Annotated in this window: 25 protein-coding genes; 4 read left to right on the top strand and 21 right to left on the bottom strand. The window is 65.7% G+C overall.

Annotated elements, in window-relative coordinates:
- Nucleotides 1-14: 14 nt before the first annotated feature.
- Both dnaJ and C404_RS47715 read left to right on the top strand, forming a co-directional pair.
- Nucleotides 15-1,157: a molecular chaperone DnaJ gene (dnaJ, locus tag C404_RS47720; protein ID WP_021195883.1), complete on the top strand. Its 1,143-nt coding sequence runs from the start codon at nucleotides 15-17 to the stop codon at nucleotides 1,155-1,157.
- Between the two features lie 35 nt (nucleotides 1,158-1,192).
- A complete protein-coding gene (locus tag C404_RS47715) occupies nucleotides 1,193-3,082 on the top strand; it encodes a bifunctional chorismate-binding protein/class IV aminotransferase (RefSeq protein WP_021195882.1) in 1,890 nt (629 codons plus the stop codon).
- On the opposite strand, the gene C404_RS47710 is transcribed toward C404_RS47715, so the two are convergent.
- The 9 genes from C404_RS47710 to C404_RS47670 all read right to left on the bottom strand — a co-directional run bounded on the left by C404_RS47710 (nucleotide 3,026) and on the right by C404_RS47670 (nucleotide 10,654).
- Nucleotides 3,026-3,724, bottom strand: coding sequence for an energy-coupling factor ABC transporter ATP-binding protein (locus C404_RS47710; RefSeq protein WP_021195881.1), 699 nt, complete (start codon nucleotides 3,722-3,724; stop codon nucleotides 3,026-3,028). The two genes, C404_RS47715 and C404_RS47710, sit on opposite strands and share 57 nt — an antisense overlap.
- On the bottom strand, nucleotides 3,721-4,428 hold the full coding sequence (locus tag C404_RS47705; RefSeq protein WP_021195880.1) for an ABC transporter permease: 708 nt from the start codon (nucleotides 4,426-4,428) through the stop codon (nucleotides 3,721-3,723). Before C404_RS47705 ends, C404_RS47710 begins: the two co-directional genes overlap by 4 nt.
- Before the next feature lie 11 nt (nucleotides 4,429-4,439).
- Nucleotides 4,440-5,258 carry a 3-methyl-2-oxobutanoate hydroxymethyltransferase gene (gene panB, locus C404_RS47700; RefSeq protein WP_021195879.1) on the bottom strand — a complete coding sequence of 273 codons (819 nt, stop codon included), beginning with the start codon at nucleotides 5,256-5,258 and terminating at the stop codon, nucleotides 4,440-4,442.
- A gap of 54 nt (nucleotides 5,259-5,312) precedes the next feature.
- Entirely contained in the window at nucleotides 5,313-5,957 is a 645-nt protein-coding gene (locus C404_RS47695) for a deoxynucleoside kinase (protein ID WP_021195878.1), read from the bottom strand.
- 27 nt (nucleotides 5,958-5,984) lie between these two features.
- Nucleotides 5,985-6,500 carry a 2-amino-4-hydroxy-6-hydroxymethyldihydropteridine diphosphokinase gene (gene folK, locus C404_RS47690; RefSeq protein ID WP_021195877.1) on the bottom strand — a complete coding sequence of 172 codons (516 nt, stop codon included), beginning with the start codon at nucleotides 6,498-6,500 and terminating at the stop codon, nucleotides 5,985-5,987.
- Nucleotides 6,497-8,086, bottom strand: a complete 1,590-nt coding sequence (gene pcnB / locus C404_RS47685; protein WP_021195876.1) for a polynucleotide adenylyltransferase PcnB — start codon at nucleotides 8,084-8,086, stop codon at nucleotides 6,497-6,499. The genes folK and pcnB overlap by 4 nt, the downstream gene beginning before the upstream one ends.
- A 12-nt stretch (nucleotides 8,087-8,098) precedes the next feature.
- A complete protein-coding gene (locus tag C404_RS47680; protein WP_021195875.1) occupies nucleotides 8,099-8,773 on the bottom strand; it encodes an HAD family hydrolase in 675 nt (224 codons plus the stop codon).
- A gap of 63 nt (nucleotides 8,774-8,836) precedes the next feature.
- The gene (hda, locus tag C404_RS47675) at nucleotides 8,837-9,538 is read right to left on the bottom strand and encodes a DnaA regulatory inactivator Hda (protein WP_021195874.1); all 702 of its coding nucleotides are present in this window, start codon (nucleotides 9,536-9,538) and stop codon (nucleotides 8,837-8,839) included.
- 45 nt (nucleotides 9,539-9,583) lie between these two features.
- Nucleotides 9,584-10,654 (bottom strand): AI-2E family transporter, encoded by a 1,071-nt coding sequence (locus C404_RS47670; RefSeq protein ID WP_021195873.1) that lies wholly within the window; start codon nucleotides 10,652-10,654, stop codon nucleotides 9,584-9,586.
- A gap of 164 nt (nucleotides 10,655-10,818) precedes the next feature.
- Here C404_RS47670 and purM point away from each other — a divergent pair, with 164 nt between their 5' ends.
- Nucleotides 10,819-11,868, top strand: coding sequence for a phosphoribosylformylglycinamidine cyclo-ligase (purM, locus tag C404_RS47665; protein WP_021195872.1), 1,050 nt, complete (start codon nucleotides 10,819-10,821; stop codon nucleotides 11,866-11,868).
- An 81-nt stretch (nucleotides 11,869-11,949) separates the two neighbouring features.
- On the opposite strand, the gene C404_RS47660 is transcribed toward purM, so the two are convergent.
- The 10 genes from C404_RS47660 to mutL form a co-directional block, all read right to left on the bottom strand.
- Entirely contained in the window at nucleotides 11,950-12,378 is a 429-nt protein-coding gene (locus C404_RS47660) for a hypothetical protein (RefSeq protein ID WP_021195871.1), read from the bottom strand.
- A gap of 38 nt (nucleotides 12,379-12,416) precedes the next feature.
- Nucleotides 12,417-12,629, bottom strand: coding sequence for an Ada metal-binding domain-containing protein (locus C404_RS47655; RefSeq protein WP_049286079.1), 213 nt, complete (start codon nucleotides 12,627-12,629; stop codon nucleotides 12,417-12,419).
- Between the two features lie 47 nt (nucleotides 12,630-12,676).
- A complete protein-coding gene (gene ada / locus C404_RS47650) occupies nucleotides 12,677-13,756 on the bottom strand; it encodes a bifunctional DNA-binding transcriptional regulator/O6-methylguanine-DNA methyltransferase Ada (protein ID WP_021195869.1) in 1,080 nt (359 codons plus the stop codon).
- A 95-nt stretch (nucleotides 13,757-13,851) separates the two neighbouring features.
- Nucleotides 13,852-14,490: a DNA-3-methyladenine glycosylase family protein gene (locus C404_RS47645; RefSeq protein WP_021195868.1), complete on the bottom strand. Its 639-nt coding sequence runs from the start codon at nucleotides 14,488-14,490 to the stop codon at nucleotides 13,852-13,854.
- Between the two features lie 16 nt (nucleotides 14,491-14,506).
- The gene (gene alkB, locus C404_RS47640; protein ID WP_021195867.1) at nucleotides 14,507-15,163 is read right to left on the bottom strand and encodes a DNA oxidative demethylase AlkB; all 657 of its coding nucleotides are present in this window, start codon (nucleotides 15,161-15,163) and stop codon (nucleotides 14,507-14,509) included.
- A gap of 10 nt (nucleotides 15,164-15,173) precedes the next feature.
- A complete protein-coding gene (locus tag C404_RS47635) occupies nucleotides 15,174-15,878 on the bottom strand; it encodes a 2OG-Fe(II) oxygenase (protein ID WP_021195866.1) in 705 nt (234 codons plus the stop codon).
- Nucleotides 15,875-16,384, bottom strand: a complete 510-nt coding sequence (locus C404_RS47630; RefSeq protein WP_021195865.1) for a methylated-DNA--[protein]-cysteine S-methyltransferase — start codon at nucleotides 16,382-16,384, stop codon at nucleotides 15,875-15,877. Before C404_RS47630 ends, C404_RS47635 begins: the two co-directional genes overlap by 4 nt.
- Before the next feature lie 100 nt (nucleotides 16,385-16,484).
- Nucleotides 16,485-17,009: a GNAT family N-acetyltransferase gene (locus C404_RS47625; protein ID WP_021195864.1), complete on the bottom strand. Its 525-nt coding sequence runs from the start codon at nucleotides 17,007-17,009 to the stop codon at nucleotides 16,485-16,487.
- A complete protein-coding gene (gene miaA, locus C404_RS47620; RefSeq protein WP_021195863.1) occupies nucleotides 17,006-17,986 on the bottom strand; it encodes a tRNA (adenosine(37)-N6)-dimethylallyltransferase MiaA in 981 nt (326 codons plus the stop codon). The genes C404_RS47625 and miaA overlap by 4 nt, the downstream gene beginning before the upstream one ends.
- Before the next feature lie 7 nt (nucleotides 17,987-17,993).
- Nucleotides 17,994-19,904: a DNA mismatch repair endonuclease MutL gene (mutL, locus tag C404_RS47615; RefSeq protein WP_021195862.1), complete on the bottom strand. Its 1,911-nt coding sequence runs from the start codon at nucleotides 19,902-19,904 to the stop codon at nucleotides 17,994-17,996.
- 135 nt (nucleotides 19,905-20,039) lie between these two features.
- Here mutL and C404_RS47610 point away from each other — a divergent pair, with 135 nt between their 5' ends.
- Nucleotides 20,040-20,687, top strand: coding sequence for a VTT domain-containing protein (locus tag C404_RS47610; RefSeq protein WP_021195861.1), 648 nt, complete (start codon nucleotides 20,040-20,042; stop codon nucleotides 20,685-20,687).
- A 3-nt stretch (nucleotides 20,688-20,690) separates the two neighbouring features.
- Here the strand turns inward: C404_RS47610 and C404_RS47605 are convergent, their stop codons facing one another.
- Both C404_RS47605 and murJ read right to left on the bottom strand, forming a co-directional pair.
- Nucleotides 20,691-21,536, bottom strand: a complete 846-nt coding sequence (locus C404_RS47605) for a SirB1 family protein (RefSeq protein ID WP_021195860.1) — start codon at nucleotides 21,534-21,536, stop codon at nucleotides 20,691-20,693.
- Nucleotides 21,536-23,089 (bottom strand): murein biosynthesis integral membrane protein MurJ, encoded by a 1,554-nt coding sequence (gene murJ / locus C404_RS47600; protein ID WP_031329667.1) that lies wholly within the window; start codon nucleotides 23,087-23,089, stop codon nucleotides 21,536-21,538. Before murJ ends, C404_RS47605 begins: the two co-directional genes overlap by 1 nt.
- Nucleotides 23,090-23,167 lie beyond the last annotated feature (78 nt).

Genomic DNA, 23,167 nt, shown 5'->3' with positions numbered 1-23,167 from the left:
CGAGTTCAGCCACTATGGCAAAACGTGATTACTACGAAGTGCTCGGGGTGGGCAAAAACGCGAGCGACGACGAGATCAAGAAGGCCTATCGCAAGCTCGCGATGAAGTACCACCCGGACCGCAATCCGGACAGCAAGGAAGCGGAAGAGAAGTTCAAGGAGGCCAAAGAGGCCTACGAGATGCTCTCCGATGCGGATAAGAAGGCTGCGTACGACCAGTACGGCCACGCCGGTGTCGACCCCAACGCTGGCTTCGGCGCGGGCGGTGCCGGCTTTGGCGGTGGTTTTGCCGAAGCCTTCGGCGATATTTTTGGCGACATCTTTGGCCAGGCTCAGGGCCAGGGTGGCCGTCGTGGCGGTGGTCCGCAGATGTACCGCGGCGCTGACCTGCGCTACAGCATGGAGATCACGCTGGAGCAGGCCGCGAACGGCTACGACACACAGATCCGCGTGCCGCACTGGGACGAGTGCGACCACTGTCACGGCAAGGGCGCCGAGCCCGGCTCGAGCGTGGAGACCTGCCCGACCTGTCACGGCGCCGGCCAGGTGCGTGTGTCGCAGGGCTTCTTCACGATGCAGCAGACCTGCCCGAAGTGCCACGGCAGCGGCAAGTACATCCCCAAACCGTGTACCAAGTGCCACGGCCAGGGCAAGCTGAAGAGTCAGAAGACGCTGGAAGTGAAGATTCCGGCCGGTATCGACGAAGGCATGCGCATCCGCTCGTCGGGTAACGGCGAGCCGGGCATCAACGGCGGCCCCCCGGGCGACCTGTATGTGGAAATCCACATCAAGCAGCATCCGGTGTTCGAACGCGACGGTGATGATCTGCACTGCCAGATGCCGATCTCGTTTGCGACGGCAGCCATCGGTGGCGACATCGAAGTGCCGACGCTGGGCGGTCGCGTCGCATTCCCGGTGCCCGAAGGCACGCAGGCCGGCAAGACGTTCCGCCTGCGCGGCAAGGGCATCAAGGGCGTGCGCTCGGGCTATGCGGGCGATCTCTATGTGCACATCAACATCGAGACACCGGTCAAGCTGACGGAGCATCAGAAAGAGCTGCTCAAACAGTTCGACAAGTCCGTGCACGAAGGCGGCTCGCGGCACAGCCCGCAAGAGCAAACGTGGATGGACAAGGTGAAGAACTTCTTCTCCTCTTAAGCACAGCGTTACCGCAGTAACCGGGGGACATCGTCATGCAGTTGCCGCAAGCCGGCGCGCCGTTCGCGCTGCTGGACGATGCCACCTCGGGCGGCGTACCGTGTTCGCGCTGGTACACCGGCTATGCAGGTGAGTTTTTCCGGTCAGCCGGTGTGCTGGATGGTCTGGACGACGATCTGCGTGCCGCATGGCGCGCGGGCTTGCATGCCCTGATCGTTGCACCCTATGAGTTCGGCAAGCCGCTGGTCGGTTTGCCGGCTTCCACTGAAATTTCCTCCGTATTGCCCGGCCACGATGGCCGCCTGCGCGTGCTGCTGTTTCGCTCGCTGCAGGTGCTGTCGCCGGCTGAGGTTAATGCACTGTTCGACGCGTGGCCCGAAGCGAGGGGCGCGGCCGGTCTGTTCGACTGCGCTGCCAGCGTTGATCACACCACCTACACCCACGCCATTGACCGCATCCACGACTGGATTGCGGCGGGCGACACTTACGAAGTCAACTACACCTACCGCCTGCGCATGACGGCATTCGGCGCGCCGGCCGCGTTGTATCGCCGCCTGCGTGCGCGTCAGCCAGTGCCGTACGGCGCGTTCATCGGGCTGCCGGAGGGTGGGGCGATCCTGTCGTGCTCGCCGGAGCTGTTCTTCTCGCATCACGCAGGCCAGCTTGTCGCGCGGCCGATGAAGGGCACCGCGCCTGCCACCGGTGACGCCGAAGTCGACGCAACCCGCGCCACCGCGCTGGCCGCCGACGAAAAGAATCGCGCCGAAAATCTCATGATCGTCGACCTGCTGCGCAATGACCTGGGCCGCCTCGCGCGCCCCGGCTCGGTGCGCGTGCCGGCGCTGTTCGAGGTGACGCCGTTCGGCAGCGTGCTGCAGATGACGTCCACCGTGGAGGCGGAGATCCCGCCCGCCACCGGCCTCGCCGATTGTCTGCGCGCGCTGTTCCCGTGTGGCTCGATTACCGGTGCCCCCAAGCGGCGGACGATGGAGATCATCGATGCACTGGAGCCTGGGCCGCGTGGTCTTTATACCGGCGCCATCGGCTGGGTCGATGCACCTGCCGATGACAGCGTGATGGGCGATGCGTGCTTCTCGGTGGCGATCCGCACGCTGGTGCTGAGTGCGCCCGGTAGTGATGGCCTGCGAAAAGGCGAACTCGGTATCGGCTCGGGCATCGTGCACGACAGCATCGCCGATGAGGAATACGCCGAGTGCCAGTTGAAGGCGCGCTTTGTGACCGCGCTCGATGCGGGCTTGTCGCTGTTCGAGACGATGCGCGCGACGCACGATGGCGTGCCGCTGCTGGATCGGCATCTGGCGCGGCTCGGGCGTTCCGCGCAGGCGTTTGGGTTTCCGTTGGATCGTGCCGCGCTGGCAGGTGAGGTGGCGCGTGTGTGCGCGTCGCTGGCGCCTGAGGGCGAGTACCGCATGCGTTTGTCGCTTGCGCCCAATGGCACGGCGAGCGTGACGGCGGCAACGCTGTCACCGCTGCCTGCGACTTGGGATGCGCCGGTGCGTTTGCTGGTCGCATCGCAAACACGCGAGGCCGCACACAGTCTGCCTTCCCACAAGACCAGTCTGCGCGCCGACTACGATGCCGCCTGGCAGGCTGCCGAGCGCGAGGGCGCATTCGATACGGTGTTCTTCAACGCGGACGGCACATTGGCAGAAGGCGGTCGCACCACGGTGCTGGTCAAGCTGGATGGTGCGTGGTGGACGCCGCCGCTGTCAGCGGGTGTGCTGCCGGGTGTGATGCGAGCCGTGCTGCTGGAAGATGCAACGCCTTGGTTGGGCACTCCGCTGCGGGAGCGTGTGCTGACGCGCGCCGACGTTGCCCGCGCCGAGGCCATCGCCGTATGCAACGCCCTACGCGGCGTGGTGCCCGCGTATTTCGAGCCGCCCCTGGCCGTCGACGCTCTCTAGTTTCCAGCGCGCCACCCCGGGCAGGTTGATGAGCTCGCGGTCGTGGCACACCATCAGCAGCGCGCGGCCTTCTGCGGCCAACTCTCCGACCAGCGCGATGACCTGTTCGCGCGCGGTGCCATCCAGGTTTGACGTCGGTTCATCAAGCAGCAGTACATCCGTGCGCAGTGCGCGCGCGCGGGCAAGCGCCAGGCGCTGCGTCTCGCCGCCGGACAGGCGTTCGGGCGGCACATCCACCACGTGTTGCAGCCCAGCCCAGCGGATGGCCTCGTCGATGCGGCTGGCCAGTTCTGCGCGTGGCACGCGATGCGCGCCTGTGGTCAGCCCATAGCCGAGATTGGCCCGCACCGATGTACGGAACAGGTACGGATGCTGGTGCACATACGTGAGCCGCGCGCGCAGATCGGCCGGGTAGGGCGACAGCGGTTGTGGCCCACGGCCAAGGTCGACCGTCGCGCCATGCGTCGGTGCGAGCCCCGCCAGCATGCGTAGCAGCGTCGTCTTGCCGACACCATTGGCGCCCGTGATGACAATCGCGTTGCCCGCCGACAGTGCCAGACGCGGGATGTCGAACAGCATGCGCGTGCCGTGCTGGCAGCGCAGGTGCTCGAACACCATCATCGGTTGCGAGGGTGCGCTCATGCGGTTTCCCGTCGATAGTTGCCAGCGCCCTGCAGCCACGCCAGCACAACGTTGACGAGCAGCGCCAGCACGATCAGCACGATGCCCAGCGCAATGCCCTGCGCGAACTCACCCTTGCTGGTTTCCAACGCAATCGCCGTGGTCATGGTGCGCGTGATGCCCTCGATGTTGCCGCCAACCATCAGCGCGGAGCCGACCTCCGCAATCACGCGGCCGAAGCCTGCCACCACGGCCGCCATCAGGCCGAAGCGAAGTTCACGAAACACCGTCAGCAGCAGGCGCACGCGTCCGGCACCGAGCACGCGTGCCGTTTCGGCCAGGCGTGGATCAGCCCGTTCGAGCGTTGTCAGCGCAAAGGCAACGATGACCGGCAGCCCGAGCACCGCTTGCCCGAGGATCATCCCACCCTGCGTGAACAGTAGCCCGAAACCCCCGAGTGGCCCTTGGCGCGAGAGCAGCAGATACAGCAGCAGCCCGATCAGCACCGTCGGAAACGACAGCGAGGCCTGCGCCAGCACCACCAGCGCGCGACGCCCGGCAAAGCGGTGCATGGCGATGGCGTAGGCGATGAGCAGCCCCGGTGGCGCCGCCAGCAACAACCCGGCAATCGCCACCTTCAACGATACCCAGACGATCGTCCACAACGCGGCATCGCCGCTGGCGAGCAGGGCGAATGCGTCGACGGTAGCCGACCAGATTTCCATCCGTGGGGCGCTCAGGCGAACGTGTGTTCGGGGCCGGGGAACGTGCCGTCCTTGACGGCGGCCACGTAGGCTGCGACCGCGCCGTCGATGGTGGTCTGCCCATCCATGAAGTTGCGCACGAACTTGGGCCGGTGGCCAGGGAACACGCCCAGCATGTCGTGCATGACGAGCACCTGGCCCGAGCACTCCAGCCCCGCGCCGATGCCGATGGTGGGAATCGCCAGCAAGCGCGTCACCTCGCCGGCCAGCGCGGCCGGAATCGCTTCCATGACGACGAGTTGTGCGCCAGCATCCTGCACGGCCAGCGCGTCGAGCTTCAACTGCTTGGCCGCTTCATCGCCACGGCCCTGCACCTTGAAGCCGCCGAAGGCATGCACCGACTGCGGCGTCAGGCCGATGTGTGCGCACACTGGAATGCTGCGTTCGACGAGGAACTGGATGGTGGGTGCGAGCCAAACGCCGCCTTCAAGCTTGACCATCTGCGCGCCGGCTTGCATCACGCGCACAGCGCTGTGGAAGGCCTGCTCGGGCGTGCCATACGTGCCGAAGGGCAGGTCCGACACGAGCAGCGCTTTGTCGATGCCGCGCGACACGCATTCGGTGTGATAGACGATGTGGTCGAGCGTGACCGGCAGCGTGGTCTTCTGGCCCTGCATCACGTTGCCGAGCGAATCGCCCACCAGCAGCACATCAGCGCCGTTGCGGTCCATCAGGGCGGCGAAGCTGGCGTCGTAGGCCGTCAGCATGGCGATGCGATCGCCGGCGGCACGCATGGCCTGCAACGACGTCACCGTGACGGCCTTGCGGTTCGATTCCTGGAGATAGCTCATGGACTGGGATCCAGTTGGTCGTCGCGACCATCCAGACAGACCGCGTGGGGTCTGCTACCGGGTCGCGAGCTTGATGAATTCCTTGGGGCCGCGCATCGCGTCGATGCGGGCAAGCAAGGTGCGGAAATCGTCGTCGTTGCCAACGGGGTCGAAGGCAGCGGTGTCGACGATCAGCGTCGGTGCGGCATCGTAATACAGAAACAGCTCGCCGTACGCGGCGCAGATGCGTTCGAGGTAGTCGGCATCGATGCCCGTTTCGTAAGGAACGGCGCGCTTGGCAATACGCGGCAGCAGGTCTTCGGCACGGGCCTGCAGGCAGATCACCAGATCGATGCGTTGCTGGGGCAGCGCCAGCGCCTTCGCCATCGCGTCGTACAGCGCGAGTTCGTCAGCCGGCAGCGTGAGCTGAGCGAACAGGCGGTCGCGCGGCAGGAAGCTGTCGGCAACGATGCGCTCACCGGTGAGTGTGGCCTTGTGCCACGTGGCGAGCCGCTCGGCGCGTTGCAGCAGGAAGCGCAGCTGCACTGGCAGTGCGTAGCGTGCGGGTTCAGCGTAGAAGCGGGCGAGGAAGGGGTTTTCAGCCGGCGTCTCGAACAGCGTGGCCGCACGCAGGTGGTCGGCCAAGCGCTGGGCCAGCGTGGTCTTGCCCACGCCAATGGGCCCTTCAACAACGATGCGGCGCAGATGATCAAGTGCCATCAACAGGCGGTAAGACGGGATGCAGAGTTAGGCAGCGGGCTGCTTGGCGCGCATGCATTGACACATCGAGGTCTTCTCGATGCGCTGGTCGGCCACACCGGGCAGCAAGTCAGCCACCGCACCAATGCCCGGGATCACGAGATCGGGCGCCAGTTCATGCAGCGGCAGCAGTGTGAAGGCGCGTTGGCCTACACGCGGGTGCGGTACGGTCAGCTCGGGCGAGGTGAGGACGTGGTCGCCGTAGAGCAGCAGATCCAGGTCCAGCGTGCGCGGCGCGTTGCGAAACGGGCGCTCGCGGCCGAACTGGTCTTCAATGTGGTGACAGATGCGGAGCAGTTGGCCCGCCGTGAAATGCGTATCGAGGCGCACCACGGCATTGATGTAGTCGTCGCCGCTGGCATCGACGGGCGCGCTGCGGTACAGGCTGGATTTGCCGGTGATGGTGATGCCAACCTGCTGCGCAAGGCAGACCACGGCATCTTTCACAGCCTGGCGAGCGTCGCCCAGGTTGGCACCGATGCCGATGTACGCCACTGTCTTCACGTTCCCTCCGAGCCTTCCGGACTGACGCGTTCGACTGTATCCGATTTTGCCGGACCGCGTCGGCGGCGACGGCGTTTGGCCGGCCCAGTGGAGCTGCCGGTTGCGCTGTCCGTTGCGCCGCCCCTCGGGGCAGGGTTTTGCTTGGCTTGGGCCATCAACGCATCGCGGGCGTCGCCGTCGCCATTCTGGAAATCAGTCCACCAGTCGGCGAGCTCTTGCGGCAGTTCGCCCGAGGCGCAGCGCAGAACGAGGAAGTCATACCCCGCGCGGAAGCGCGGCGATTCGAGCAGGCGATATGGCATGCGGCCCGAGCGCTTTTCAAAGCGCGGCTGCATGCTCCAGATTTCCTTCATGTCGGACGTGAAGCGGCGCTGGATGGCGAGTTGCTCGGTCTGGCGGTCGAGCACTTCGTCCATGGCGGTGTGCAGCGCGGGGATCAACGGTTCGCCAGCCGAGCGACGGCGGTTCCAATGCTCGACCACGTGGTGCCACAGCAGCGAGGCAAACAGGAAGCCCGGCGAGACCGGCTTGCCGGCCTTCACGCGATCGTCCGTGTTGTCGAGCGCGAGCTGCACGAAGCGCTGGCCCATCGGCTGTTCGAGCGCCACGTCCAGCAGCGGCAGCAGACCACGGTGCAGGCCGGCCTTGCGCAGCTCCTGCAGCGATGCCCAGGCGTGGCCCGACATCAGCAGCTTGAGCATCTCGTCGAACAGGCGCGCGGCCGGCACGTTGTGGATCAATGGGCCCAGCTCGGCAATCGGCGCGCGCGTATCGGGGTCGATATCGAAACCGGTCTTGGCCGCAAAGCGCACCACGCGCAGCATGCGCACCGGGTCTTCGCGGTAACGGGTGAGCGGGTCGCCGATCATGCGCAGCGTGCGCGCGCGCATGTCTTCCATACCGTGATGGTAGTCATGCACGGTTTCGTCGGCGGGGTTGTAGTACATCGCGTTGACGGTGAAGTCGCGGCGGGTGGCGTCTTCCGCCTGGGTGCCCCAGACGTTGTCGCGCAGCACGCGGCCGCTGGCGTCCACGGCGTGCGTGTGGTGGTCCAGGTCGGTGCGCTTGACGCGCTTGCCGGCCGGGACCTGCTCGCTTTCCACGGCATCCACCAGCGCGCGGAAAGTCGAGACTTCAATGATTTCCTGATCGCGCCCGCCGTAGAACGTGACGTGCACGATCTGGAAGCGCCGGCCGATGATGCGCGAGCGGCGGAACAGCGCCTGCACCTGATCGGGCGTGGCGTTAGTGGCCACGTCGAAGTCTTTCGGCTTGATGCCCAGCAGCAGATCGCGCACTGCGCCACCCACGATGAAGGCGTCATAGCCCGCTTCCTGCAGCGTGGAGGTGACCTTGACCGCGTTGCGCGAGAGCAGCTTCGGGTCGATGCCGTGCTCTTCCACGTTCCACACACGTGCCTGACGTGGTACGCCACCGGTGGATTTGCCGCGCGCCTTGGCCGCTTTGGGCGCCTTGGGGGCGCGGGCTTTCTTGGCGGGTGGCGTTCCCGGCTCGCCGGCCGTAGTGGCCGAAGCGGGTTCTGCTGCGGTCTTGCCTAGCAGGCGATTGATGAGTTTCTTGATCACGCCGCGCTCAGCTTAGAAGAGATCCATGATGCGCCAATTGCGCGAGGCTGCGAGGTTGCGCAGCGTGTCGTCCGGGTTGGTGGCCACGGGGTCGGTCACCTCTTCCAGCAGCGGCACGTCGTTGGCGGAATCGCTGTAGAACGTGCTGTGCTCGAAGTCCTTCCAGCCGCGGCCCATGTTGGCCAGCCAGTCATGCACGCGGGCGACCTTGCCCTCGCGAAAGCTCGGCGTGCCGGCTACCTCGCCGGTGAAGGCGCTGTCGGGTGCGCCGTCAGCGGTGGCGGGTTCGGTGGCGATCAGGTGTTCGATACCGAACGCCTGGGCGATCGGACGGGTGACGAAGCTGTTGGTGGCCGTGACCACGCAGCAGAGGTCACCGGCGTCCAGATGCTTGTAGACCAGCGCCTGGGCCTGCGGGGTGATCTTCGGGCGGATCACCTCGTGCATGAATTCCGCATGCCACTGGGCCAGCGTGTCGCGCGAGTGCGCAGCGAGCGGTGCCAGGGCAAAGCGCAGGAAGGCTTGGATATCCAGCGTGCCGGCTTTGTAGTCGGCATAGAACTGGTCGTTCTTGCGCTGGTATTCGGACGCGTCCACCACGCCGCGACGGATGAGGAAACGTCCCCACTCGTGGTCGCTGTCGGTGGGGATGAGGGTGTGATCGAGGTCGAAGAGGGCCAGATTCATGGGCGGCGATTTTACCCGAAGGTTACGTAACCAACCGCATCTGCCCCGGAATCAAGCCGGCATTCACTTCATCAGCGCGAGCATGTCGCGCACAAGCGGCAGGGTGACGGCGCGCTTGCGGGCGAGCGAATAGGTGTCGAGGGCGTCCAGCAGGGCCATCAGGCTCGGCATGTCGCGGTAGGAATGCGTCACAAGCCACTGCGGAACGTCGGCCGAGAGCTGCATGCCGCGCTCGCGGGCGGCGTGGCGCAAGGCTTCCACCTTGTCGGCATCGGACAACGGGCGCAGCCAGTAGACCAGGCCCCAGCCCAGGCGAGTGCGCAGGTCTTCACGCAGCGGCATCGACATCGGGGCAGCGGCCCCAGCGATGGCGATGGCGGCATGCGGGTGCGCGCGCACTTCATTGACGAGGTTGAACACGGCAATTTGCGCCCATTCGTCCAGGTGCTCGGCGTCGTCGATGGTCCAGACCGTGACTTTCGGGTCAAAGTCATAGGCTTCGGCCGGCGCATCGGGCTCCAGCGTGCGGACTTCGTAGCCGCCGGCCTCGGCCTGGGCGCAGATGGCCTGCAACAGGTGGCTGCGCCCGCTGCCTTCTTCGCCCCACAGGTACACGAGGCGGTCGGTGGCGGTGCCGTCCACCACCTGCGGAACCAGGGCGCGCAGGCGCAGCAACGCCTCTTCGTTGCCAGCGGCGACGAAGTTGTCGAAGGTCGGAGCGGGGGGCGCGCCGAGTTCGAGCGGTAGCTGTTCTGGTTGGGCCATGAGGCTAGGGTGGCGGTATCAGGCGGCGGTAATGCAGCCGGTAAGTTATTCGCGGTAGAGCCTGCTGTTCAGGTAAAGCTGCCGAATCTGCCGCAGACCGACCAGTAGCACAGCACTGATCGGCAGGGCCAGCAGGATACCGAAAAATCCGAACAATTGGCCAAAAGCCAGCAAGGCGAGGATGACGGCCAGCGGGTGCAGGCCAATGCGCTCGCCCACCAGGCGCGGCGTCAGATAGAAGCCTTCGAGCATCTGACCGATGCCGTAGACCACTGCCACCGCCAGCAAACCGTACAGGTTGCCGAACTGCAACAGCGCAGCAAGGACGGCCAGCGTCAGGCCGATGCCGAAACCGATGTAGGGGATGAACACCGCCAGGCCCGTGAAGATGCCCACCGGCAGCGCTACATCAAAGCCCGCCAGCGCCAGGCCCGACGAGTAGTACACCGCCAGCACCAGCATCACGATGATCTGCCCGCGCAGGTATTGGGAGAGCAGGCCGTCGGTCTCGCTGGCCAGTTCGCGCGTCTTGGCCAGCCACCGCCGCGGCACGGCCGTCTCGATCCGGCGCATCAGCATGTTCCAGTCCATCAGCAGGTAGAACATCACGATCGGCACGAGAAAGGCCGTGGCCAGCACCTGCAGCGCTGCCGAGCCAGACACGCGCAGGGTGTTCAGCGCCGTGGACATCACGTCTTCCGGGCCGGAGGCGAGCTGCTCCGTCAGCAGTTTGCGCAGGCCGGGAAAGTCGAGCCGAACCGGCACGCCCATCTCCGCCAGCTTGGGCGAGACCGCCGCATTGAGCTTGGCCAGCATGCCAGGCAGCTGTTCGCGGATGGCCGGAATCTCTTTCTGCAGCACGGCCAGCACCAGCAGCGTAAGCGCCACGCCAATCACCGTCAGCAGCAGGATCATCAGGAACACGCCCAGCGCGCGCGGCACACGGTGACGCTGCAGCCACTCCACGCCGGGATGCAGGATGTACGACAGGATGAACGCGAACAGGAACGGCGTAAGGGTCGGCGCCAGCAGCTTGAGCAGCGCAAAAAAGACGATCGCCACGGCAATCCAGGCGAGCGTGCGCTTGGTCTCCTGCGACAGCAACGGGTCGTTCATGGGCGACGACGGTTCTTGAAGTGGGTGGGCGGAGCCGAAAAGCGGCCATCGGGAGGGCCGCATCCGGTAAAATCGTGATTTTACTGGACCGGCGGGTCCGATTTTTGTGACTTCCCGCCGCCGTCCTGCCTTCCTCACCGGTTCTTTTCTATTCAGACGTCAGTATGAGCGCTTCCGAAACCCCATCCGCAGGCCTGTCTTACCGTGACGCAGGCGTCGACATTGAGGCGGGTGACGCCCTGGTTGACCGCATCAAGCCGTTTGCCAAGCGCACGATGCGCGAAGGCGTGCTGGGCGGCATCGGCGGCTTCGGCGCGCTGTTCGAGCTGTCCAAGAAGTACCAGGAGCCGGTGCTGGTGTCCGGCACCGACGGTGTGGGCACCAAGCTCAAGCTGGCGTTTGCACTGAACCGCCACGACACGGTCGGCCAGGATCTGGTGGCCATGAGCGTGAACGACATCCTGGTGCAGGGCGCCGAGCCGCTGTTTTTCCTGGATTATTTCGCCTGCGGCAAGCTCGACGTCGACACGGCTGCCACCGTGGTCAAAGGTATCGCCCAGGGTTGCGAACTGGCCGGCTGCGCGCTGATCGGCGGCGAAACCGCTGAAATGCCGAGCATGTACCCGGACGGCGAATACGACCTGGCCGGCTTTGCCGTCGGCGCGGTCGAAAAGCGCAAGATCATTGACGGCACCACCATTGCCGAGGGCGACGTGGTGCTGGGCCTGGCCTCGTCGGGCGCACATTCGAACGGCTACTCGCTGGTGCGCAAGATCATCGAAGTGTCGCGCCCCGATCTGAATGCCGACTTCCACGGCCAGCGTCTGCAGGACGCCATCATGGCGCCGACGCGCATCTACGTGAAGCCGCTGCTGTCGCTAATCGAGAAGCTGACCGTCAAGGGCATGGCCCATATCACCGGTGGTGGCCTGACCGAAAACGTGCCGCGCGTGCTGCAAGACAACCTGACCGCCGTGCTGCACAAGAGCGCCTGGACGCTGCCGCCGCTGTTCCAGTGGCTGCAGAAGGCCGGCAATGTGGCCGACGACGAAATGCACCGCGTGTTCAACTGCGGCATCGGCATGGTCGTGATCGTGTCGGCGGCGGATGCACCGGCCGCCATCGCCCACCTGAAGGACGCGGGCGAGACGGTCTACCAGATCGGTGAAATCCGCGCCCGCCAGGCGGGCGAAGCGCAGACGATCGTGGTCTGATGCGCCGACGCGAAGTTCGCGCCCAACAAAAAACCGCCGACAAGTTCGGCGGTTTTTTTATGCGCGTCGCGCTAAGGGTGCTTACTTGAGCGGCACGTAATCGCCGTTTGCCGGGTCGTCTTTCTGCAGCGCGCCGGTGTTCTTGTCGATCAGCAGGGTGACCACGTGCGGCGCGGTGTTCGGATCGCCACCGCAAGCCGGCGTGTGGTTTTCCAGCACTTCGACGTTGTAGTGCGTGTCGTCTTCCAGTCCGGCCATGAACGACAGGCATTCGGGCGACAGGCTGGTCAGCTTGTATTTCTCAATCGCGGCGCGGGCGATGTCTGCGGCCTTGGCTTGCTCGGCTTCACTGAGCTCGGGGGTGCTGGTTGCAGGCGCGCTCGCGGGTGCTGCGACGGGAGCAGAGGCCGGGGCGGGTGCCGGCGCAGCGGACTTCTGTGCATCGTCGGAACGGCCGCAGCCCGCCAGCGCAACGGCGGCGAGCACGGCAAGAAACAGGGGTTTGATCATGGCGCGCGGCGCGTGGGTTCGGAGATAAGACCGCGACTTTACCCGGAATGCATGGATCTTTTCCACGCTGCGTACGCCTGTGGCATGCAGACTGCGCAAGGGCGATAGCCAGCGGCGCGCGCATCGGCTTCGTTCAGGAAGAACACCCGGTGCCGGACATAGCCGCCGCGCGCGATGGCTTGCCGTGCCGCACGGCAATCGAGCCGGCCATAGATGCACGCGCGCCGATGCCCGCCCAGCGTGCCGGGCATGGCGCTCTCATAGGGCTGGCCGTTGGCGCCCAGCAGCGTCCAGGTGTTCACGCCACGGGCAGGGCTTCGGCATGCGCTTCGCGCTCCAGCAGCGCGCGCTTGCGCTCCACACCCCAGCGATAGCCGGAGGTATTGCCGTCGCGCCGGATCACGCGATGGCATGGAATGGCCACGGCGATATGGTTGGCCGCGCACGCCTGCGCCACCGCGCGCACCGCTTTGGGAGAGCCAATGCGCTCCGCAATCTCCGCGTAGCTGGTCGTGCTGCCGGGCGGCACTTCGCGCAACGCCTGCCACACCCGCTCCTGGAAGGCTGTGCCGCGCACATCCAACGGCAGATCCAGCCCGAGGGAGGGCACTTCAATCAAGCCCACGACCTTGGCGACCAAATCCTCAAAACCCGCGTCGCCACCAATCAACTCGGCTTTGGGGAAGGTGTCCTGCAGATCGCGCACGAGGGCATCCGGGTCATCGCCCATCAGGATCGCGCAGATGCCCCGGTCGCTCTGCGCCACCAGGATCGAACCGAGCGAGCATTCGCCCACGGCAAAGCGGATCGTGGTCTGCGCGCCGCCCGCGCGGTAGCGGCTGGCGGTCATGCCGAGCACGTGGTCGGAGGCCTCGTAGAAGCGGCTGCTGGCGTTGAAGCCGGCGTCGTAGATGGCTTCGGTGACGGAGCTGCCGCGCCCCAACTGTGCGCGCAGCTTGCGTGCCCGGTGGGCATCTGCATAGGCCTTGGGGGTGAGGCCCGTCACGCTCTTGAACAGACGGTGGAAGTGATACGTGCTCAGGCCGGCGTCCTGCGCCAGCACGTCAAGCGAGGGCGGTGTATCGGCAGCTTCGATACGGCGGCATGCAGCCGCTACCAGCGCGGCCTGCTGCGCGCGTGCGGTGGTCTGGTCCGGACTGGCGCGGCGGCTCGGGCGGTAGCCGGCGGCCTCGGCGTCAGCGGCGGTGTCGAAGAACGCCACGTTTTCGGGGCGCGGCAGGCGCGATGGGCTGCTCGGCTGGCAATACACGCCCGTGGTCTTCACGGCATAGACGAACGTGCCATCGGCCGAGGGATCACGCGCGAGCACACGGGCCCAGCGCGGGTCGTCTTCGACGGAGAGCGGCAGGTTGGACATGGCGTCAGGTTCCTGAGATCAGTGCCTGTACTGTAGGCGCGTGCCCCGGCAGGGACACTCCGCGTCTTGCGGTCAAATTCAGTGCGGCGGATGTGTCACTTGGTCGGCATCCGCCAGAGGTACCACGCGGCGATTGTGCGGTAGGGGCTCCACGCCCGGCCGATGTCTGCCATCTGCTTGCGCGTGGGCGTGGTTTCCAAGCGTTTCAGGCGGCGGTAACCGTCGCGTACGCCAAAGTCATCAGCGGGCAGGATGTCGGAGCGCTCCAGCGTGTAGATCAGCAGCATCTCGACCGTCCAGCGGCCGACGCCGCGCAGGGTGACGAGCCGGTCGATGAGCGTTTCGTCTGGCATGGCGAGCGCCGCATCGCGCGTGGGCACCACGCCGTCGAGTGTGGCTTGTGCAATGCCGCGAATCGTCGCCAGTTTGGTGGCCGAGAAACCGCAGCTGCGTTGTGCCGCCTCGTCGGTGGCAAGTACCTGCGTGGGCGATGGAAAGCCCACGCCGGGGTACAGCGCCAGGAATCGACCGAGGATGGCGTCGCCGGCTTTTGCGTGCAGTTGCTGATACGCGATGGCCCGTACGAGCGCCTCGTACGGTTCGCGTGCGGGTTTGGCAGCGTGGCGGCATGGGCCAATGGCTGCGATGTGGCGCGCCCAGTCGTCGTCAAGTGAAGCGAGGAAATCTGCGGCACGCGTGTAAGCGTCGTCAGACAGATCGGCGGCGATGGTCATGGGGTGGTCAATGCGGTCAGCCCGCTTTGCGGAAGGTCAGGTTGATGCGCTGCGCGCCCAGCAGCGGATGCGCATGCTCCTTGAGCGGTGCAACGCCGTGATAGCGCAGGCGGTCAGGGCCGCCCCAGACGACGACATCACCATGAAAGAGCGGTACGCGCTGCGTCTTGTCCGCGCGTTTGTGCCCGCCGAACAGGAAGATCGCGGGCATACCGAGCGACACCGAGACGATGGGCGCGCCGTAGTCCTGCTCATCGCGGTCCTGATGGAGCGACAGCCGCGTGCCGGGCACGTAGCGGTTGATGAGGCAGGCGTCGGGTGTGAAGCCGGGGAAGCCGGCTTCGGCAGCGGCATCGCGCGCGAGGCGCAGAAACACGTCGGGCAATGGGGGCCACGGCTGGTTGCTCAGCGGATCCTGCGCGGCATAGCGGTAGCCGCGACGATCGGACGTCCAGCCCAGCGAGCCGCTGTTGGTGAGCGCGACCGACATCTCAAAGCCGCCCGGCGTGACCATGTGGCGGAACGGTGCGCGTTGCGCGATGGCCTCCACGGCGGCCAGCAGTGCGGGCGCGTCGGCCAGTGCGAAGCCGCGCAGCACGTACGAGGCCGGCCCGAGCACGATGCGCGCGTCATCAACGGGTTGCTGGTCGGCAAAGAGATCGCCGGTTGTCATGCGTTCGGTCTCACAGGGCATCGTGGAAGATGATGCCCACAGTATGCCGCTGTCCAGAATGCAGGCGGCTCACGCCATGGCGCATGTTGACGCGATACGCACCGCGCGTGCCCTGTACGGGCCGGTGGTGCACGGCAAAGACCACTGCGTCGCCTTTGCGCAGGGGTACGACTTCGGGGCGCGACTGCATGCGCGGGCGCTGCTCGGTCATGACGAATTCGCCGCCGGAGAAATCGACGCCGGGCTCGGACAGCAGGATCGCCACCTGCAGCGGGAAGACGTGCTCGCCGTAGAGGTCTTGATGCAGGCAGTTGTAGTCGCCGGGGCCGTATTGCAGGATCAGTGGCGTGGGGCGTAATTGCCCCGCCTCGTGGCAGCGGCGCAGGAAGTCGGCATGCGCAGCGGGGTAACGTACGTCGATGCCCATGGCTTGGTTCCAGCGGTTGGCGATGGGCGCAAGTTGCGGATACAGCGCGCCGCGCAACTGCGCGATGACATCGGGTAGCGGATAAGCGAAGTACTTGTATTCGCCGCGCCCGAAGCCGTGGCGTGCCATCACCACGCGCGAGCGGTAGAGGTTATCGCGCGGGTAAAGGGCGGCCAGCGTGTCGCAAGCGTCGTGCGCGAGCAGGCCGGGCAGCACGGCGCTGCCGATGTCGTTGAGCGCGTCTTCAACGGTATGCCAATCGATGAGGTCAAGCTGTGTGCGCGTCATGCGCCGAGCTCCATGGAGAGCAATGCGCGTTTGCGCGCGATGCCCCAGCGATAGCCCGCCAATCCACCATCGGCGCGCACGACGCGGTGGCACGGGATGACGATGGCCAGCAGGTTGGCGGCGCAGGCTGTGGCGACAGCGCGCACGGCTTTGGGGCGGCCGATACGCCGGGCAATCTCAGTGTAGGTGGCGGTGGTGCCTGGTGGGATGTCGCGCAGTGCTTGCCAGACCTCTTGTTGGAAGGGGGTGCCGCCGATGTCGAGCGCGCCGTCAAAGCAGCCGGATGGTGCATCGGCCAAGGCGATGGCTTGCGCCAGTTGCGATGCGAGCGCGGTGTCGTCACGCGTCAACGCTGCATTGGGAAATGCCATGGCGAGTTCGGCGCGCAGCGCATCAGGCTGATCGCCGAGCAGCAACGCGCAGATACCGCGCGCATTGGCTGCGACCAGCACATGCCCGAGCGTGCCGGCACCAATGGCGTAGCGGAGGGGGGTGGGGGTGTTCATGGTTCGCTCCATCAACGTGGTGTTTGATGCAGCGAAGGTTAGGCGCCCGGCGCGCACGCGACACTCCGGGGCTTGCGGTCAAATTCGGGCGTGTTGCGGCTTACGCGGCCAGTGCAGCGGGCATGGGGATGGCGGCCATTTTGTCGAGCGCATCACCGGTCGCGCGGCAGATGCGCCACTCGGGCAGCACGTCGGCGCCCATGGCTTCATAGAAGGCGATCGACGGTGTGTTCCAGTCGAGCACGCTCCATTCAAAGCGGCCGCAGTCACGCTCCTGCGCCAGGCGCGCAAGGTGCACCAGCAATGCACGGCCGATGCCCAGGCCGCGGTGCGCCGGCTCCACGAACAGGTCTTCCAGGTACAGGCCCGGCTTGCACAGGAAGGTCGAGAAATTGTGGAAGAACAGCGCAAAGCCGACGGCCTGGCCTTCGACTTCTGCCAGTACCGCCTCGCAATACGGGCGCGGGCCGAACAGCATGGTGGCGAGCGCCTCGGGCGTGGTCTGCACGAGGTGCGTGAGCTTTTCGTACTCGGCCAGTGCGGTGATCAGGCGAACGAGCGCCGCGCAATCATCCGGTGTGGCAGGGCGCAGCGTAAAGGTGGTAGCGGTGTCAGCGGTGGTCATTGTGGTGATGGCGATTCCAGTGAGGTTTGGACCAGGCGCGCGACCTGGTCGACGTAATCGGGGGCGAGGCAATCGACCACGTGCCGCTCCGGCGTGCTGCGCAGCCAGGTGATCTGGCGCTTGCAGAGCTGGCGCGTGGCAGCGATGCCTTGTTCGCGCAGCGCGGTCTTGTCGATCTCGCCGTCGAGGTAGGCCCACGCCTGGCGATAGCCCACGCAGCGGATGGACGGCAACGTGGGCGAAAGATCGCCACGACGGCGCAATGCTTCCACTTCGTCGAGCAGGCCGCCGGCGAGCATGGCATCAAAGCGTTGGGCGATGCGGGCATGCAGCACAAGGCGATCCGACGGCTCCAGCGCAATCGTCAGATAGGGCGCGGCAGCGTCGTGTTGCTGGAAGGCGTTTGCGCCGACCTCGCGTGCGAGCAAGGCCGACATCGGTTGCCCCGTCAGCCGATACAGCTCCAGCGCCCGCTGAATGCGTTGCGCATCCGTCGTATGCAATCGCGCGGCCGTAATCGGATCGACCAGCGCGAGCTTGGCGTGCAGCGCGGGCCAGCCGTCGCGAGCGGCTTCGGCGTCGATCTCCGCGCGGATGGCCGGATCAGCGCCGGGCAAATCGGACAGCCCCTGCGTGAGCGCCTTGTAGTACAGCATCGTGCCGCCAACGATCAGCGGCAGCTTGCCGCGTGCGCGGATGGCGTCGATCAGCGCGTTGGCATCGGTGGCGAACTGCGCGGCGGAATACGCGTCGAGCGGATCGATGATGTCGATCAGATGATGCGGCGCGACGGCCTGTTCTTCAGCGCTGGGTTTGGCGGTGCCGATGTCCATGCCGCGATACACCAGCGCGGAATCCATGCTGATGATTTCGACGGGCCAGCGTTCAGCGAGCTTGAGCGCGGCAGCGGTCTTGCCGGATGCGGTGGGCCCGAGCAGGCAGACGGCACGCGGTGCGTTTGCAGAGGACACGGTCATCACAAACTCACTGGCCGCGCAGGAACAGGCGGTCCAGGTCAGCCACGGTGAGCTGGATCCACGTCGGGCGACCGTGGTTGCATTGGTCGGCGCGTTCGGTAGCTTCCATCTGGCGCAAGAGCGCGTTCATCTCGTCCAGATTCAGGCGGCGGTTGGCACGCACGGCGGAGTGACAGGCCAGCGTGGCCAGCAGTTCGTTCTGGCGTTCGGCCAGCACGCGCGAGCCACCGTAGGCCTGCAGATCGCGCAATACGTCACGGGCGAGGGCTTGCGCGTCGGCCTTCTGCAGCAGTGTCGGAACCGATCGCACCGCCAGCGTCGTGGGCGACACGGCGGAGATATCGAAGCCCAGCAGCGTGAGCGTGTCGCGGAACTCCTCTGCGGTGCCGATCTCCACTGGGCTCGCGGCAAACGTGACCGGAATCAGCAGCGGCTGCACTTCGACGCGCTTGGCTTCCAGAGCAGTCTTGAGCTGTTCGTACAGGATGCGCTCGTGCGCGGCATGCATGTCGACCAGCACCATGCCGCGCGTGTTTTGCGCCAGCACGTAGATGCCATGCAGTTGGGCGACCGCGAAGCCGAGCGGGTAGGCGTCGTCGTCATCGGTTTGCGGCACGGCTGCAGGTTCTGTGACGGCAGGCGGTGCTTCGGCAGTCGCGGTGCCGCCGTCGAACAACGTTGCGGCGCTCGGCACGTCAGCCATCCACGCTGGGCGCGAGGCAGGCATCGGCGTGTTGTCACCGCGCATCATCGACAGGTATTCCGCACGCGGTTGCGCAATGCCGAGCGAGGTCTGCCGCGCGGCCATCTGGTTGATCCAGCGCGTCGTGTTGTCGGCGGGCGAGGGCGTGGCCGCAACGCCCGGTGCATCGGCGATGTCGGTGCGCAGGCTGTCGCCCTGTTCGCCGGCGTGACGCGACAGCGCACGCTGGATCGCGTGGTAGACGAACTGGTGCACGGCGCGGCTGTCGCGAAAGCGCACCTCGATCTTGGACGGATGCACGTTCACGTCCACCGCTTCGGGCGGCAGTTCCAGACACAGCACGTAGGCGGGGAAGCGGTCGCCATGCAGCACGTCTTCGTAGGCGCTGCGCACGGCGTGCGTGAGCAGGCGGTCGCGCACGAAGCGGCCGTTGACGTAGAAGAACTGGTGATCGGCCCGGCCGCGCGAGGCGGTCGGCAGGCCGGCAAAGCCGAAGATGCGTAGCTCGCCGGCTTGCTCTTCGAACGGCAGGCGAGCACGGGCGAAGTCTGTACCGAGCACGGCGGCGGTGCGCGAATCGGCCTGCGTGGCGTTCCAGTGCTCCAACGGCTTGCCGTTGTGATGCACGGAGATGGCCACATCGGGCCGTGCGAGCGCGGTGCGGCGGATCACTTCCATGCAATGACCCAGCTCAGTTTGCTCGGTCTTCAGGAATTTGCGGCGCGCCGGCGTGTTGAAGTACAGATGTTGCACATCGACCGTGGTGCCGACGCCGCCCGACGCCGGCTGCGCGCGCCCCGTTTGCGCAACGATTTGCGTGGCGTGCGCGTCATTGGCGGTGCGCGAGGTGAGCGTCAACTCCGCCACCGAGGCAATCGAGGCCAGCGCCTCGCCTCGAAACCCCAGCGTCGCCACCGATTCCAGCTCTTCCAGCGAGCCGATCTTGCTGGTCGCATGCCGCATCAGCGCAACAGGCAGTTCGTCCGCGGGAATACCACCGCCGTTGTCGGTGATGGCGATGCGTCGCACGCCGCCTTCCTCCAGTTTGATCTGCAGTTGCGTGGCGCCGGCGTCCAGCGCGTTCTCCAGCAGTTCCTTGACCACGGAGGCTGGCCGTTCGACCACCTCGCCGGCCGCGATCTGGCTGATCAGCTGGTCGGGAAGCGGGCGGATGGGACGGCGGGCAGGGGTGGTGGATTCGGAGGCGGAATTCATCGGCGCATTATAAATGTCACACCCTGTGTGGCGCGCCGACGCAGGCCTGCGATGCCCCCACCAAGGGCTAGGGGAAATCTAAGTCGCATCCGGTATCATTCCCCGCTCGCTTAGGGGGATGGTTTGGATATCGTGATGCAACTGGTCGACATCGTGCTGCATGTCGACAAATCGCTGGGCCTGCTGATTCAGCAGTACGGCGCGTGGGTGTATGTGCTGCTGTTCGCGATTGTGTTTGCCGAAACCGGCCTCGTGGTGCTGCCCTTCCTGCCCGGCGATACGCTGCTCTTTATTGCCGGCGCCATGTGCGCGACCGGCCAGATGGATACCTGGCTGCTGATCGTGCTGCTGGTGATTGCCGCCACGACAGGCAATACCGTCAACTACTTCGTCGGCTCGTGGATCGGCCCCAAGGTATTTGACGGTCACATCCGCTTCCTCGATCACGAAGCGCTGATGAAGACGCACGGTTTCTACGAGCGCCACGGCGGCAAGACGCTGGTGATGGCGCGCTTCATTCCGGTGGTGCGTACGTTCGCGCCGTTCGTGGCTGGTGTGTCGAAGATGACGTTTGCCAAGTTCCAGCTCTTCAACATGATCGGCGCCGTGCTGTGGGTCGGTCTGCTGGTGCTGGCGGGTGACCTGTTCGGCAACGTGCCCATCGTCCGCGAGCACCTGAACACGATCGTGCTGATCGGCCTGGGCGCGGCGATTGTGCCGCTGGCACTCGGCGGCGTATGGAAGCTGCTCAAGCGCCGTCGCGGCGCTGTGGCACAGAAATAAGCGTCAGTTCAGGTTCTTGCTCATGGCGCGCAGCGTTGGCATGCGCTCCTTGAGCTTGGCCGTATCGGCCGCGTCGGGCCGGGCGTCCACGTAGGCTTCCAGGTCTTCCAGTGCGGGCCGGAAGCATTCCAGGTTGGCGTAGGCCAGCCCCCGGTCGCGCACCTCCTCGATGGAGTCGGGCAGCAGAATCACCAGCCGCTGCTGCACTGCCAGTAGCCGCTGCCAGCGCGATTCCTGCAGATAGATCGCCTTCAGGTTGCGCAGCAGGCGCGCGATGATCTCGCGGTGTGTGGCCACCTGCAGGAACACCCCGAGCGGCACCGAGTTCGGGTCTTCGATGCCTTCCTTTTCCAGGTACGGGTCGAGCATGTCCTGCAATTCTTCCTTCGACAGCGTTTGCCCCGTCAGTGGATCGAGCACGACCTCGCCCGCAGGAATGCTCATGCGCACCAGAAAGTGGTTCGGAAAGGACACGCCCTTGAGCGGCAGACCGATCTGCTGGCCGATCTCCATGAGCAGCACCGCCAATGAGATCGGGATGCCGCGCCGGCTTTGCAGCACAGCGTTCAGGTACGAGTTCTCGGGGTCGTAGTAATCGTTGGCGTTGGGCCCGAAGCCCAGCTCGCGATAGAAGAACTGGTTGAGCAGGCGCAGGCGCTGGATGGCCGGCGTGCCGTCGGCTACGCGGTTCTTGATCCGCGCGACCAGCACGTCGATGGCTGCCAGCTCCGCCTGCAGGTCCAGATCCGGATACGCGTCCTGTGCGATGGACAGGGCGGTTTCGGTGAGGGGAATGCTGTCGTCGTCCGCGACCAGGGCCGAAAAATAATCGAGGACTTTGGTGGTCATCAGATCGCCTTCTTTCTGAACGTGGAGAACTTCAAACCGGTTAGCCACAGTGTACCGAAATACACCACCGCGCACAGGACCAAGCTTGCCCCCAGCAAGGCGATGCGCACGAGCGGCTTGCTGCCCAATCCCACCCAATCAAAATTGTGCGCAAGCCAGAGCAGCAGGCCGGCCAACAGCAGCACGGCCGACGTCACCTGCGCCAGGAACAGCCCCCAACCCGGCAGCGGGTGGTAGTAGCCGCGGCGGCGCAGCCCGAAGAACAGCAGCGCCGCATTGATGGTCGCACCAAAGCTGATGGACAGCGCCAGCCCGGCGTGGCCGAACACCGGCACAAAGACATAGTTGGAGAGCTGCGTCACCACCAGCACCACCAGCGCGATCTTCACCGGCGTGCGGATGTCCTGCCGCGCATAGAAACCCGGCGCCAGGATCTTGATGACGATCAGGCCGACCAACCCCACGCCGTACGACGTCAGCGCCTGGCGCGTCATCTCGACGTCCATGCCCGTGAATTTGCCGTAGTGGAACAGCGTGGCCGTGAGCGGCGCCCCGAAGACGAATAGCCCCACCGCCGATGGCAGTGCCAGCAGCACCGTCAGCCGCAGGCCCCAGTCGAGCAGGGAGGAATACTCTTCGCGGTGATCTTCTGCGCTGGCCTTCGACAGGCTCGGCAGCAGGATCGTCCCCAGCGCCACGCCCAGCAGCGCGGTCGGAAATTCCATCAGCCGGTCGGCATAGTTCAGCCACGACACGCTGCCCGCCGGCAGGCGCGAGGCGATGTTCGTATTGATGATGAGGCTGATCTGCGCCACCGACACCGACAGCGTGGCCGGCAGCATCTGCTTGAGCACACGCCGCACGCCCGGGTGGTGCCACGCCGCCCGCACGTTGAACGACACGCGCGGCAACATCCCCACTTTGCGCAACGACGGAACCTGGATCGCCAACTGCAGGATGCCGCCCACCATCACCGCATAGGCCTGCGCATAGATGGGCGTCTCAAGAAATGGCGCCACGAACACCGCCGCCACGATGAACGACAGGTTCAGCAGGACCGGTGTGAAGGCGGGCACGGCAAACTGCCGCCACGTATTCAGGATGCCCGAGGCCAGCGCCACCAGCGACACCAGGCCGATGTACGGAAACATCACCCGCGTCATGAAGATCGCAGAGATATAGGCCTGGCTCTCGTGTTCCTTGAAGCCTGTTGCGACGGCGGTGACGATCAACGGCGCGCCGATCACGCCCAGCGCCGAGATGATCACCAGGAACCAGGTCATCACCGTCGCCACGGAGTCGACCAGCGCGCGCGTCTCGTGCTCGCCTTGGCGGTTCTTGAACTCGCCCAGGATCGGCACGAAGGCCTGCGAGAACGCGCCTTCAGCAGAAAGCCGGCGCAGCAGGTTGGGGATGCGGAAGGCGACGTTGAAGGCGTCGGTGTAGACCGAGGCGCCAAAGGCACGGGCGATCAGCGTTTCGCGGATGAGCCCGGTGATGCGCGAGAGCATCGTCAGGCCGCTGATCGTGGCGAGGGTTTTGAGGAGATTCAAGATGAATGCGTGGTTGGGCGCCGTCCGGGAGGCAAACACGGCGATGGCGGTCTGACCGGCTGCGCCATGCGGGGTTCG

It is taken from the genome of Ralstonia sp. AU12-08, from assembly GCF_000442475.1.
GTDB lineage: Bacteria > Pseudomonadota > Gammaproteobacteria > Burkholderiales > Burkholderiaceae > Ralstonia > Ralstonia insidiosa.
Note: the sequence above shows the minus strand (reverse complement) of the source record. Positions and strands in the feature narration are given on the sequence as shown.

Excerpts from the sequence above, each read along its gene's own strand:
- mutL (WP_021195862.1), bottom strand. The coding sequence starts at position 19,904 with ATGAATTCCGCCTCCGAATCCACCACCCCTGCCCGCCGTCCCATCCGC.
- C404_RS47645 (WP_021195868.1), bottom strand. The coding sequence starts at position 14,490 with ATGACCATCGCCGCCGATCTGTCTGACGACGCTTACACGCGTGCCGCA.
- C404_RS47610 (WP_021195861.1), top strand. The coding sequence starts at position 20,040 with ATGCAACTGGTCGACATCGTGCTGCATGTCGACAAATCGCTGGGCCTG.
- C404_RS47715 (WP_021195882.1), top strand. The coding sequence starts at position 1,193 with ATGCAGTTGCCGCAAGCCGGCGCGCCGTTCGCGCTGCTGGACGATGCC.
- C404_RS47655 (WP_049286079.1), bottom strand. The coding sequence starts at position 12,629 with ATGCCCGGCACGCTGGGCGGGCATCGGCGCGCGTGCATCTATGGCCGG.
- C404_RS47625 (WP_021195864.1), bottom strand. The coding sequence starts at position 17,009 with ATGACCACCGCTGACACCGCTACCACCTTTACGCTGCGCCCTGCCACA.
- miaA (WP_021195863.1), bottom strand. The coding sequence starts at position 17,986 with ATGACCGTGTCCTCTGCAAACGCACCGCGTGCCGTCTGCCTGCTCGGG.
- alkB (WP_021195867.1), bottom strand. The coding sequence starts at position 15,163 with ATGACAACCGGCGATCTCTTTGCCGACCAGCAACCCGTTGATGACGCG.
- dnaJ (WP_021195883.1), top strand. The coding sequence starts at position 15 with ATGGCAAAACGTGATTACTACGAAGTGCTCGGGGTGGGCAAAAACGCG.
- C404_RS47660 (WP_021195871.1), bottom strand. The coding sequence starts at position 12,378 with ATGATCAAACCCCTGTTTCTTGCCGTGCTCGCCGCCGTTGCGCTGGCG.
- C404_RS47635 (WP_021195866.1), bottom strand. The coding sequence starts at position 15,878 with ATGACGCGCACACAGCTTGACCTCATCGATTGGCATACCGTTGAAGAC.
- C404_RS47605 (WP_021195860.1), bottom strand. The coding sequence starts at position 21,536 with ATGACCACCAAAGTCCTCGATTATTTTTCGGCCCTGGTCGCGGACGAC.
- hda (WP_021195874.1), bottom strand. The coding sequence starts at position 9,538 with ATGGCCCAACCAGAACAGCTACCGCTCGAACTCGGCGCGCCCCCCGCT.
- C404_RS47670 (WP_021195873.1), bottom strand. The coding sequence starts at position 10,654 with ATGAACGACCCGTTGCTGTCGCAGGAGACCAAGCGCACGCTCGCCTGG.
- C404_RS47705 (WP_021195880.1), bottom strand. The coding sequence starts at position 4,428 with ATGGAAATCTGGTCGGCTACCGTCGACGCATTCGCCCTGCTCGCCAGC.
- C404_RS47695 (WP_021195878.1), bottom strand. The coding sequence starts at position 5,957 with ATGGCACTTGATCATCTGCGCCGCATCGTTGTTGAAGGGCCCATTGGC.
- C404_RS47630 (WP_021195865.1), bottom strand. The coding sequence starts at position 16,384 with ATGAACACCCCCACCCCCCTCCGCTACGCCATTGGTGCCGGCACGCTC.
- C404_RS47680 (WP_021195875.1), bottom strand. The coding sequence starts at position 8,773 with ATGAATCTGGCCCTCTTCGACCTCGATCACACCCTCATCCCCACCGAC.
- C404_RS47710 (WP_021195881.1), bottom strand. The coding sequence starts at position 3,724 with ATGAGCGCACCCTCGCAACCGATGATGGTGTTCGAGCACCTGCGCTGC.
- purM (WP_021195872.1), top strand. The coding sequence starts at position 10,819 with ATGAGCGCTTCCGAAACCCCATCCGCAGGCCTGTCTTACCGTGACGCA.
- panB (WP_021195879.1), bottom strand. The coding sequence starts at position 5,258 with ATGAGCTATCTCCAGGAATCGAACCGCAAGGCCGTCACGGTGACGTCG.
- ada (WP_021195869.1), bottom strand. The coding sequence starts at position 13,756 with ATGTCCAACCTGCCGCTCTCCGTCGAAGACGACCCGCGCTGGGCCCGT.